This window comes from Daejeonella sp., assembly GCF_037719425.1.
In the GTDB taxonomy this organism is placed as follows: domain Bacteria; phylum Bacteroidota; class Bacteroidia; order Sphingobacteriales; family Sphingobacteriaceae; genus Daejeonella.
In genome coordinates this window covers 23,015-35,105 of record NZ_JBBJNI010000027.1, presented here as the reverse complement: position 1 = coordinate 35,105, position 12,091 = coordinate 23,015, and the positions used below count along the sequence as shown (strand labels likewise).

At 41.0% G+C, this 12,091-nt stretch carries 9 protein-coding genes; 3 read left to right on the top strand and 6 right to left on the bottom strand.

The genetic code is table 11. The annotated features are described in order from the left end of the window. Positions 1-63: 63 nt before the first annotated feature. Complete coding sequence (locus WKF69_RS05710) at positions 64-3,180, top strand: TonB-dependent receptor (RefSeq protein ID WP_340380272.1); 3,117 nt, start codon at positions 64-66, stop codon at positions 3,178-3,180. 11 nt (positions 3,181-3,191) lie between these two features. Next, positions 3,192-4,646 (top strand): RagB/SusD family nutrient uptake outer membrane protein, encoded by a 1,455-nt coding sequence (locus WKF69_RS05705; protein WP_340380271.1) that lies wholly within the window; start codon positions 3,192-3,194, stop codon positions 4,644-4,646. 64 nt (positions 4,647-4,710) lie between these two features. On the opposite strand, the gene bioD is transcribed toward WKF69_RS05705, so the two are convergent. The 4 genes from bioD to WKF69_RS05685 all read right to left on the bottom strand — a co-directional run bounded on the left by bioD (position 4,711) and on the right by WKF69_RS05685 (position 7,822). Continuing rightward, positions 4,711-5,322, bottom strand: coding sequence for a dethiobiotin synthase (bioD, locus tag WKF69_RS05700; protein WP_340380269.1), 612 nt, complete (start codon positions 5,320-5,322; stop codon positions 4,711-4,713). Continuing rightward, on the bottom strand, positions 5,312-6,439 hold the full coding sequence (locus WKF69_RS05695) for an 8-amino-7-oxononanoate synthase (RefSeq protein WP_340380267.1): 1,128 nt from the start codon (positions 6,437-6,439) through the stop codon (positions 5,312-5,314). Before WKF69_RS05695 ends, bioD begins: the two co-directional genes overlap by 11 nt. A 68-nt stretch (positions 6,440-6,507) precedes the next feature. Then, positions 6,508-6,966 (bottom strand): hypothetical protein, encoded by a 459-nt coding sequence (locus tag WKF69_RS05690; RefSeq protein ID WP_340380265.1) that lies wholly within the window; start codon positions 6,964-6,966, stop codon positions 6,508-6,510. 79 nt (positions 6,967-7,045) lie between these two features. Beyond that, positions 7,046-7,822 carry a helix-turn-helix domain-containing protein gene (locus WKF69_RS05685; RefSeq protein WP_340380263.1) on the bottom strand — a complete coding sequence of 259 codons (777 nt, stop codon included), beginning with the start codon at positions 7,820-7,822 and terminating at the stop codon, positions 7,046-7,048. 127 nt (positions 7,823-7,949) lie between these two features. Here WKF69_RS05685 and WKF69_RS05680 point away from each other — a divergent pair, with 127 nt between their 5' ends. Then, a complete protein-coding gene (locus tag WKF69_RS05680; RefSeq protein WP_340380261.1) occupies positions 7,950-8,294 on the top strand; it encodes a GIY-YIG nuclease family protein in 345 nt (114 codons plus the stop codon). Here the strand turns inward: WKF69_RS05680 and msrB are convergent, their stop codons facing one another. Both msrB and WKF69_RS05670 read right to left on the bottom strand, forming a co-directional pair. Continuing rightward, the gene (gene msrB, locus WKF69_RS05675) at positions 8,295-8,789 is read right to left on the bottom strand and encodes a peptide-methionine (R)-S-oxide reductase MsrB (protein WP_340380259.1); all 495 of its coding nucleotides are present in this window, start codon (positions 8,787-8,789) and stop codon (positions 8,295-8,297) included. It abuts the gene before it with no gap. 164 nt (positions 8,790-8,953) lie between these two features. Then, positions 8,954-12,079, bottom strand: a complete 3,126-nt coding sequence (locus WKF69_RS05670) for a basic secretory protein-like protein (protein WP_340380257.1) — start codon at positions 12,077-12,079, stop codon at positions 8,954-8,956. Positions 12,080-12,091: the final 12 nt, after the last annotated feature.

The window sequence follows — 12,091 nt, the reverse complement described above, 5'->3', positions numbered from 1 at the left end:
TATCGCTAATTTACTAATTTTATTAGTATTTAACAAGTGACTACTTCAATAAATTATATTCACATGAAAAGAAAATTACTAGCTTTCTTATTGTTAGGGTTATTTGCAATTTCAAGCGCAATGGCTCAGAATAAGACGATCACTGGTAGAGTAGTGGGCGCTGACGATGGCCTTCCTTTGCCTGGTGTATCTGTACGTGTTAAAGGCGGAACTGCCGGCACAACCACCAGTATCGATGGTACTTACTCACTGAATGCACCAGCCAGCGCAAATGTTTTGACATTTACATATATTGGATTCGTTGCACAGGAAATTAGTATCTCCGCAAATAACACGGCGAATGCCCGTTTGGTAACTGATGCAAAACAGCTTTCTGAAGTAGTTGTTGTTGGTTATGGTACATCAACCAGGCAATCGTTTACGGGTTCAGCCGCCGTAGTTACCAGTGAAGTTTTTGAAAATCGTCCGGTTACGTCCTTCGAAAAAGCATTACAGGGAACTGTAGCAGGTGTGACAGTATCAAGCGTATCTGGGCAACCTGGAGCGACATCAACCGTTCGGGTTAGGGGAGTAGCTTCTATTTCTGCTTCAGCCACACCTTTATATGTAATTGATGGTATTCCGATTACTACAGGTGATTTAAGTCAGGTAGCAACTACATCCGATGTTTTGTCTACTATTAATCCCAATGACATTGAAACTATCACTGTGTTGAAAGATGCTTCTGCAGGTTCGATTTATGGTTCTAGAGCAGCAAATGGTGTGATATTGATTACAACTAAGAAGGGAAAATCTGGAGTGACTAAGTTTACTGCTTCCGGAAATGGCGGATACTCATCTCAAGGTGTTGATAAGCATGAGCACTTAGACGCTACCCAATATTTCAAACAATATTTTGATTATTATTATAATCTTAGAACTGTAGCCGGTGATTCCCCAGCTGCTGCTGCATTAAGTGCGAATACTTCCACCAAGGCACGTTTAGCGGTTAATCCATATAATATAGCCAACCCATACATAGCAGGTGGAACGCTAGATCCAAGCGCACAGTTATATTATGATACAGACTGGAGAGATGCTGTGATTAATCGTGGTGACGTTAAGAATATAAATGTGTCAGCTCAGGGAGGTAATGATGCAACTAAGTTTTTTATTTCCGGTGGGGTTTTCGACCAGAAAGGTATTGTTTTAGCATCTGATTTTAAAAGATACTCTGGTAAGATCAATATTTCTAATCAGGTCAATAAGGCCATTAATATTGGGTTCAACACTACTTTATCATATACTGATCAGAATACCCCGGCCGGTGCTGGTGGAGCAGCCAATCCAGTAAGGTTTAGCGAAGTGGTTGCAAATGTGTATTCACTTTATCAAAGAGATGCGAGCGGTAACCCAGTGATCGCGCCCAATGGAAGTTTGGTTTATAACTACGTTAATCCGATATCACAAGATTTCAATCCGCTTGGCTTAGCCGAAAAAGATGAATATATCACGCGTACCGCACGGGGTATTTTAAATCCATATGCCGAAATCGGTTTTACCAACAATTTAAAATTTAGAACTAATGTTGGGTTAGATTATATTAACAATCGTGAAAGGCTGTTTTACAACCCTGAGCATGGAAATGGAGCTGCTCCGAAAGGCAGAGCGGAACGATATACTGTTCAGGATGTTACGGTTACTTTCAATAACACGCTAACCTATGCACGTCAGTTTGGAGATCATGACTTAACATTGTTAGTTGGACAGGAAGCTTACCGGAGTAAATACGATAACATCCGGGCATCTACAACTGGTTTTCCTTTTGATGGTGTTCCTGAACTTGTCGCTGGTTCTGTACCAGGCGCTCCTACTTCCTTCATTACTCAAAAGAGATTATCATCTTATTTCACTAGAGCGAGTTATAGCTTCAATAACAAATACTATTTACAAGGATCTTTTAGAAGAGATGGATCAAGTGTTTTTGGATCTGACAACAGGTTTGGTAATTTTTATTCAGGAGGTGTTGCCTGGAGAATTGGGCAGGAGAAATTCTTGCAAGAAATTAAATGGCTTGATGAATTAAAGTTGAGAGCCAGCTACGGAACAGTTGGAAATGACCGTATTGGCCGCTATGATGCCCAGGGACTATACGGTTTGGGTAACAACTATCAAGGACAATCTGGTATTACGTCCACTAATCTCGCGAACAAATCATTGAGATGGGAAGAGAATGCCCAAACAGATATTGGTGTTGAGTTTGGTTTGTTCGGTGGAAGATTAGGAGGCGAGGTTACTTATTACAACAAGCAGGCTAAAGGCTTGTTATTTAATCGACCTCTTTCATATACAACAGGATTTGCCTCGGTAACAACCAATCTTGCATCTATGGATAATAAAGGGTTCGATATTCTTTTGACAGGTATGCCGGTGAAAACTACAAATTTCACCTGGAATACATCCTTTAACCTGACCACAGTTAAGAATGAAATAAAAAAGCTTACAAGTAATGAAGTAATAACCGGTACTAAAAGGTTAAGAGTTGGAACCGATCTTTACCAATTCTATCTTAGAGATTACGCTGGAGTTGATCCAGCTGACGGCGCACCAACTTGGTTTATGGATCAACTTGGTACCGATGGCAAACCTAACGGAACGCGCATTACTACCAAGACCTATAATCTTGCAACACGTTATGATAAAGGAAGTGCGTTGCCTGATTTCACAGGAGGAATGACAAATAATTTCAGGTATAAGAGATTTGATTTTACCGGATTTTTATTCTATAGTTCTGGAGGTAAAATATATGATGAATTATATCAAGCGTTATCTCATGCAGGTAGAGCTAACGGTACCCAACTATCACCGGATGTCTATAATTCATGGAAAAAAGCTGGTGATATAACAAATACCCCAAGATTCAGACCTACAAATACAGATCTAGGTGACAGTCAGTCTTCAAGGTTCCTTTATGATGGTTCGTATATCAGAATTAAGAGCCTAACGCTGGGATATGACTTGAAAAGTGATTGGGCCAGAAAAGTTAAATTATCCAATGCCCGCATTTATTTAAGCGGAGAGAATGTGTTTACGTTCGCTAAGCACAAAGGAATGGATCCGGAAACTGAAATTACGGGTTTGACATCCTTTGATGTTCCGAATATAAAAACATTCTCACTAGGTTTAAATATTGGGTTTTAATAAGAAACAACATGAAATATTTTAGAAAACTAACTAGCAAAATATTCTTAGGAACTCTTGCTTTAACGTCAGTATTAATAAGCTGTAAAAAAGACTTCCTGGAAGTTGCCCCGACCCAGTCGATCAGCAGTACAGAGGCGTTTACCACTGAGCCAAAGCTGCAGGCGGCGATGACGGGTATTTATGACCTTTTAACGAGTAGCGCCTTCACTTATAATATCATTCTTAATGCAGAAGCAAAAGGCGAAGACACGTACCCGAATTCAACGGGAAATTACAGCAGGTTCGTCAATGGATATCAATATGTCGAAACTGTTAATAATGGGGAATTACAGAGCCATTGGTCGATAGGCTATAGAATAATAGCTAATTGTAACCAGCTTATTGAAAATGTGCCTGCTGCTCCTGTTACAGATGCTGTCAAAAAACGCTATATCGCAGAAGCAACCGCTGTCCGTGCATATGTTCATTTTCAATTGGTACGTGAATTCGGCGAAAAATCTTTTGTCCTTGATCCTGAAGCAATGGGTGTCCCTGTTGTCGAGAAATCTATCGGTCCAAATGATGAGTTCCCGGCGAGAGCGAAAGTTAAGGATGTTTACGCGTCTATCCTCAAAGACCTTTTGTTTGCGGAAACAAATTTCCCCACTACTTTAAAGGACGTTTACAGAATCAATATAAATTCGATTAAAGCGATCGAGGCACGCGTTTACCTCACTATGGGAAATTGGGCAAAAGCAAGTGAGCTTGCCAAGGCATCCCGTGCTCCATATGCATTATCCTCTGGGAGCGCTTTATTGGAGGGATTTCGCCTACCAACTCCAGAATGGATATGGGCTTTAAGAAGCACAGCAGATGATAATAGCTTTTTCCTTGAAGTTTCTTCTTTCTACGATCCGTATGACAGAGGTTATTCTAGTTTCAGAGTTTCTAAAGACCTTTTTGCTTCGTTTGCAACTAACGATATAAGAAAAAATCAATTCCGTATTCCTGCAACTGGGGGGGGCGATCCAACAACAGGTCCACCACCCAGCGTATCTGGTGATGGATATTTTACGAGCAAGTTTGTTTTTGACGCATCTGGAGCGAATGACCAGCTTTTAATCAGAGCATCAGAAATGGTGTTAACTGAAGCTGAAGCTGAAGCCAGAATCGGCGGAGCAAACGAACTTGCAGCAAAAAATGCACTTCTGTTAATTCAACGCCGAGCTAATCCAGCGGCGGTTATATCTGCCAATACCGGGAATGCTTTAGTAGCTGAAATTTTGTTAGAGCGTAGAAAAGAACTCTTCGGTGAAGGTCACCGGTACTATGATATTCTCCGGACAAAGCAAAGTTTGGTTAGAGTGGCTTCGGCCGGTCATTGGTCTGTCCTTAATATTCCTGCCGGTGATAAGAAATTTGCTTTGCCTATACCTCAGGCAGAGATAAATGCAAATCCTAAAGTCGTTCAAAATCCATTGTAGGGTTTGATAACTTCTTTACAAAAGAGCTGGTCAATTTGGCCAGCTCTTTCATTTAAACAGTTTTTTACAAATCGATGGATTTGGCTGCATTTGCTATTGCCTCTTTATCATGCAAGTCCAATTGTGGGATAAAAATCATTTTAGATTGGTAGTAATTTGCAATCACAAACTCAGAGCTAACATCATTGGAGCCACAAATAGCAATGGCTTTAACAGCGATGTTTCGACTTGCCAGAACTTCCAGGGACATCAGCGTGTGATTAATGCTGCCCAGATAGTTCTGCGATACCAGCACCACTTCAGCATCGAACTTCTTAATAAGATCTATCATGAGGTCGCTGTCATTCAGGGGCACCATTAAACCTCCAGCTCCTTCAATCACAAGCCTGTTATTGGTAACAGGCAATTCTATCGCGTTAATATCAATAGTTATATTATCTATTGCCGCAGATTTATGTGGTGAAAAGGGTTGTGTTAAACGATAAGCTTCAGGATGAAACACACTGCGTTCATTAGAGACAAGACTTCTGACGCTATCGGTATCGGTATTGTCCAGATCACCCGCCTGGATGGGTTTCCAGTAATCGGCCTGCAGGTGTTCGACAATAATCGCAGAGGTAATCGTTTTACCAACGCCGGTTCCAATACCTGTTATAAAGATTGGTTTATGCTTCACAATGAAATTTTAATGAATTACAAAGAGCTTCGACCTCTTCAAACGAATTATGATTATGCAAGCAGATCCGTAGTCTTTCCGAGCCGGTGGATACAGTTGGGCTAAGAATAGCTCGGACATCAAAGCCAGTTTGTTGTAATTCAGATGCTATTTCCCTCGCCTGTGTGTTCCCGGGAATCAGTAATATTTGAATACCCGACCGGCTCGCAGTGAGGCTACTGACGGTATGCAGCTTAGATCTAAAGTTCTGTATTATTTGGTGTAAATCCTGCTGGTGGTTTTTAGACTTCAGGTAATCATATGAGGTTTTAATCGCCAGATGTGATAAGAAGGAGGGTGCGGTTGTATAAATAAATGACCGGGCGTAATTGATTAGGTAAGATCTGAGATCTTCGCTGCCGAGAATTGCAGCTCCATGAACGCCTAATGCCTTTCCAAACGTAACTATCCTGGCAAAAACTCTTGAACTTAGATTTAGTTCGTCTACTATGCCTCTTCCATGATCGCCGAAAATTCCGATGGCATGTGCTTCATCCACGATAACTGCGCCGTTATACTTTTCTGCAAGCGTACAGATCTCCTCCAGCGGAGCTTCACCGCCATCCATTGAATAAACACTCTCTATTCCGATAAATATCCGCCCCTTTGCAGCCTTCAATTTCTGTTCGAGGCTATCCATATCGTTATGCTTAAAAACAAAACGAGCGGCATGACTCAGGCGGGCTCCGTCGATGATTGAGGCATGAATGTATTCATCACAGATGATCGTATCATCTCGTTGAGGCAAACTTGAAAATATTCCCATGTTGGCATCGTAACCGGAATTGAACAGGAGGGAGGCTTCGCAGTTATGGAATTTTGCGATATCGGCCTCCAGATCTTCCGTGAATTTGTCGTTGCCGGACAAAAGGCGTGATCCAGTCGATCCCAATTTGTATTCAGGATACTTCTCAAGCTGCAGCTCAAAGAGGCTCTTTAGTTCCGGAGATCTGGAAAAACCAAGATAATCGTTCGAACAAAAGTCGATCAGTGAAGTTTCCGTCTTCAGTGAGCGCAGGGCATTAACAGCTAAGCGAGCGTTTAACTTTTCTAAAATGAAACCCGTGACTGCTTTCAAGTTTTTTTTATAAAAATAAGAAAAGCGACCTTAATTAAGCCGCTTTCCAAAACATTATCGAAGACATTCTACTGCTTTTTGGCACGTTGGCCCTCCGGCCGGTTGTCTTTCATTTTGGATTTCATTTTATCACGTGATTCCTGCTTCATTTCCACATAAGCCTTTTGCTGCTCGCTCGTGAGAATCTGGTTTATTTTTTTGTCTGTATCCTCCATTAAAGCCTTATTCCGTTGCATCTGCGCCTTACGTTCTGCATTGTCGGTTTTCATGGTTTTTTCCAACTTTTCAGCACGTTCAAGATTTAATGCATAAATCTTAGTTTTCTGATCGGCAGTTAAAGCTAATTTTTTTTCTAATGCATTCGTACTCATTTGCGCCCGTTGCTCCGGCGTGCGTGCCTGGCGCTGGTCTCCATCCGGCCTTTCTGTTTTTGCACCTTCTTTACGTGTTGTGTTAGGTTTATCCTGAGAATATCCTAAGGTTATTAAACTGGCTACGAAAGCCGCTGTTATCACTAATTTTTTCATACCTATTTCAATATTGGTTATTTATACTGATAGATCAGATTAGTTCACAATAGTTTAATCCGGATATGTTAAAAATTTGTTAATTGTTATCCCTGTCCAGCTTAGAGATTGATTTTTGCATTTGTGAAACCATGCTTGTCAGGGTTTCTAAGGTAGGTTCCGGTGTCGGCTCAGGAAAATTTGTGCTTATAAATGCCTTTGCCTGCCATATTTCCAGAACATCTTCTCCTGGAATGGTGTAGGGTTCATATATAGGATTATCGGAAATAAGCTTGAGCGATTTATTTTCTTTGAACCTGTTGCCAACGCGTTTGTAAACAATACCGTCATCTTTACTTATCACTACATAAGTTTCTCCGGGTTTAAGATCATTCCAGTTACTCAGGTATTCTCCAACTACAACAGTCCCTGATTGCAATGGCAGCATAGAATCTCCTTTGATCTCAAAAGCGCGGTATGTACCCTGCCTGAACATAGGCAAATGGAATTTGGGAAGCTCACTAATGTATTCCGGATCTCCATAACCATTTAAATAACCAGCGCTGGCCTTTACAGGTACCAGCTCTATATTCTCCCTGTCCTGGCTGTCTACAGAAATACTAAGTACGCGAATGTTAGCCGGGTCTCCTTTTGGTTTAGGCTTCCACTTATCATCAATCTTCTCATTTATCAGCTCATCCATCGAAAGCTCGTAGAATTCGGCGAATTTTTTTAGCAATTCGTATTTGGGTTCAGCGCGATCTTCTTCGTAAGCTCCGACAAGGGAACGTTTGATATCTAATGTGTCTGCGAACTGCTGCTGTGTAAGCCCCTTTTTTTTTCTGAGGTACTTAAGGTTGGAAGAAATATTTGCCATTTTAAAAATAAATTTGGAATTACTAATATTGTTAGTAAATTTATGCTCATAAAATTAGCAATTAATTTTAAAACACACAATTTAATTTTAAATATATATGCCGATCCTGACAACCCCCTTAGCAAAAATGAAAAAGTACGTTTATTTAGTAACAGACCGTAACCGTAGCTGCCTGCACGTTGGAATGAGTACAGATTTGATAAAGACAATGAGTTTCTATCGCCAGATGCCTAATCTGTTCTTTGATTCAGGCCAGCAGTTAACGCGCCTTGTTTATTTTGAGGAACTAAATTCTGAAAATAGCGCAGTACAGCGTTTCAACCTGATCAGTAAGTTTACACGGATACAAAAGGACAGAATGATCAGGTTGGTAAACCCTGATTGGATAGATCTTACCGTTGGACTTGATTTTGAACAGATACTGATATCAGGAATACAGCCTGTCAGTACAATGGCCAGGAGTTTCTCCTGATTATTGTTTTATGAATTTTAATGCAGCAGAATTCATACAGTATCTTTTTCCACCTTTATTCTTAGGGCCATCATCGAAGACATGGCCTAAATGAAGCCCGGTCTTTGCTTCCACAACTTCCTTGCGTACCATGCCATGACTGGTGTCTGTGACTATGGCAATTGCACCAGACTTGATAGCTTTTGTGAAGCTAGGCCAGCCTGTGCCAGATTCAAACTTATCTTCTGAACTAAATAAGGGCTCACCTGTAGCCGCACTTACATAGATACCCTTTTCATGGTTACCATGGTATGCGTTATTAAATGGCGGTTCTGTCCCACCTTTCACCATTACCTGGAATGATACAGGACTAAGTATTTTTTTCCAGTCGCTATCCGATTTTTGAATAGGGTAGGCTCTGGAACTTTTTACGGCCTGAGTTTTTTTAGGAGTTTGTGCCTGAGCTGATAAAGCCAGAACGATTAAAGCGAAGGTGATTTTTGTTAGATACTTCATAAGAACTAATTTAAACTTCTTGTATCTGATTTACGAAAGTAGGGGTGACTTGGTTTTAAATTCAAGCTCATGCGGATATTTATGATCCTGCTATGACCGATCGTCGAAACGTTAGTAAACAAAAAAAGCGATCCGAGGACCGCTTTATAATTTCATTAGATCAATTACCAGCCTGGTGCAAATACCAGCCCAAATACGCCAACATTAACATCTGTCCGTTGGAACGGAATAGCGTAATAAGGCTCAATAACGAAGTATCCAAATACATTCACACGAAGTGAAACCCCAGCACTCATCGCCGGAACACGTTCCAGATAAGCTCCTGATCCTGTACCAACAGTGCCCGGGTTTTTATGGAAAGCAACTTTGGAATCGCTGTCGTATGCCATCCCCATATCGAAGAATAGATTGAGATCTGAGAATAAGAATTTCGATTCGATCTGGGCTAATTTCGCGGGACCTGTAAACGGCAGCCTTACTTCGAAATTGGCAACCGCAACACGTGATCCAACAAGTTGATTGATATCAAAGCCGCCGGTTGTTGCTGAGCCATTTTTATAAAATGAATTAGCTTCATATCCTCTTATCAGATACCCGTATCCAGCATACATTTGATAAAGCCGGTTTTCGTCGCGACCAAACCTGGAGTAACTATATAGTCGTGCTGCGAAGGTAACAGGCTTCATTCTTACATATTTTCTGCCATCTGCTGTCAGAGCCCCTAACTTATAATCACCCATATACTTTTCAATACCTAATCGGTATCTGAAACCATCGAGAGGTGAGGTTACGCCTGAGAATGAGTTATCACCCACAAAGGCAGAATTCAGCGTTACAGTTGTAAACGGATCAAAAGGCACACCGTAACTAGTCTGAGCTTGCTCTTTAGACAATTTATTTTTATCAGTTCCTACCGGAAAAAAACCATTTGGATCATAATAGTTGCTATAACGATCTATGCGGTAGCTATATCTTGAAATTCCAGAACCTGCCTCGAAACGGTGATTTTTGGAGAATGGATAAGATCCAAATACCTGAAACTGGTCTTCGAACGTACGGATGATGTCATAACTTTCATTATATACCCTGCCATACCCTTCAAGGTTTTCAAACCCTTGTGTAACCTGTCCGGAAACATACGGAATGTGCGATACCACCATACCCCAGTTTATCCTGCTTTCCTGGTTTACGTATGCAACCTGGCCTCCGAAATCATAGATTTCACCATTAACCGCTGCTGTAGCAAAGATTTGATTCCTGCCCAGAATATCACTGAACACACCCTGGATACCGCTGGATAAGCCAGTTCCAAAACGACCAACAGAAGCACCAACACCGTTGCTTGACAAGTAATCAAGCTTGAACTTTGGTTTGTATCCGATAGTGCGGATAGAGTCACCCGGGATCTTTTCAAAACGCTCGAAATTGTTGAGGTTGGCATTGATAATATTTACACCAACTGATTTCGATGGAGGGAGTAAGGCTGCGTCAAAGTTTAATGCGTTTGGAGCGACCTTTTCTGGAGTAAAGTCACTTACTTTAGCATTGTAAATGGTGTATTTCTGCGCTCTGTAATAGGAGTAAAGTACGTCGTCTTTATTTGACAAGCTTAAAGCAGGCGAGAATTCGGTAATACCACTTATGCCGGTAAAATAGTTTGTTAGCTTCTCGACGCCACCACCTGCAAGTGTATAGCGGTACATGTTTCTAAATCCATCTCTATTTGAAAGGAAATAGATGCTTTTATTATCTGCTGAATACTGAGGATTCAAATTGTTGGCACCATCAAAAACAGGGATATCGGTAACAGATTTGGTCGCCAGATCGATGATAGCCATATTCATCGTGATATCAACATTTACAGAAGACTTGTCGAATGTACTTCTGTCCGAGCTGAATACCATGGTTTTTCCATCTTTTGAATAGCTGGGGTGATACTCTGAATACCGGTCATTAGTTAGCTGAGTCATAACTTTCGTGTTCAGGTTGTACTGATAAAGGTCGCTTTGCCCTTCTTTCAATCCCGAAAAAGCCACCTCGTTACCGTTTGGAGACCATGTAATATTGCTAAACTCTTCCACGGCACCCATGCGTTCCGAGGACAGCGTTTTTCCCGAGGAAATGTCCACAATAAACAATTGGGTGACACCACCGCTGAATGCACTGAAAGCAAACTTTCTACTGTCGGGCGACCACGCACCGGCAGATTCAATAAAGTTAAACTCATCAATATGTGAGTTTTTAGCTTTACTGGTTAGCTTTCGAATAATTTTGCCTGTCTTCGCATCTGCCAGAAACAGGTCTATACTAAGAAGATCTTTTTCAGAAAGAAACGCTACGTAGTTCCCGTCAGGCGAAATTGCCGGCGCAACATTATAACTTTCTCCACCATTCTTTTCGTTTATGATCAGCTTTCCGATAGGAACCTGAGAAGTGTCTTTCAGATATGGTTTGTATGCATTCTCAATGCTGGTTTTCCAAAGGCTGGATAAAGTCCTTTCATCGTATCCAAAAGTCCTTCTGATGGCCATTTCGTAGCCATATTTGGCTGTTTCCTTGAAGAAGGGCACGATAACCGTATCACCATATGTTGATCCGATATACGACCAGAATGCTTGTCCGTAACGATAAGGGAAATACTTGTTTGAAGTTGTCAGATCTTTTAATGAAGGTATATCCTTATTCAAAAACGCATCACGCATCCACATCGCAGTGTACGCATCCTGTTTACCGACAGACAGATATTCAGCCATACCTTCAACCATCCACAACGGTAAGTTACCGATGTTCTCGAGGTTAGTAGAATCGCCTTCTATTAATGAATGGTATTGGAAAGCATGTACAAGCTCATGACCTAAAACGTGTCTTGTTTGGTGGTTTAACTGGGATATCGGCATGATCACCCGGTTTTTCATACCTTCCGTTACTCCGCCTGTTCCAACTCCAATTTCACCATCCAGCGCAGTAGTCTGCTGGAAATCCGGGTGATTTGAATAAAGTATAAACGGGTTTTTCTTTGTGAATGTATCTCTGAAAACTTGCTGATGCAGATCATACCATACTTCTGCTTCTTTAGCAAACCTTTTTACCAGGCTATCATTTTTAAGATAGTAGTAAAGTTCAAAGTGAGGAGTCTCATAAACCTTAAATTTTAGGTTTTTGTACCTTACCTTATTTTGTCCAAAATATTGAGCCTGAACATCAGTTCCCAAACTGAAAAAAATAACTAGAAATAGGGATGAAATAAGCCAGAATAGTGGCTTATTCGGTTTGTTCTTATTTTCTATCATTATATATGTGGA

What these genes read in the sequence shown, in the direction of transcription:
- WKF69_RS05710 (WP_340380272.1), top strand. Translation starts at nt 64, where the DNA reads ATGAAAAGAAAATTACTAGCTTTCTTATTGTTAGGGTTATTTGCAATT.
- WKF69_RS05705 (WP_340380271.1), top strand. Translation starts at nt 3,192, where the DNA reads ATGAAATATTTTAGAAAACTAACTAGCAAAATATTCTTAGGAACTCTT.
- WKF69_RS05670 (WP_340380257.1), bottom strand. Translation starts at nt 12,079, where the DNA reads ATGATAGAAAATAAGAACAAACCGAATAAGCCACTATTCTGGCTTATT.
- msrB (WP_340380259.1), bottom strand. Translation starts at nt 8,789, where the DNA reads ATGAAGTATCTAACAAAAATCACCTTCGCTTTAATCGTTCTGGCTTTA.
- WKF69_RS05690 (WP_340380265.1), bottom strand. Translation starts at nt 6,966, where the DNA reads ATGAAAAAATTAGTGATAACAGCGGCTTTCGTAGCCAGTTTAATAACC.
- WKF69_RS05680 (WP_340380261.1), top strand. Translation starts at nt 7,950, where the DNA reads ATGAAAAAGTACGTTTATTTAGTAACAGACCGTAACCGTAGCTGCCTG.
- WKF69_RS05685 (WP_340380263.1), bottom strand. Translation starts at nt 7,822, where the DNA reads ATGGCAAATATTTCTTCCAACCTTAAGTACCTCAGAAAAAAAAAGGGG.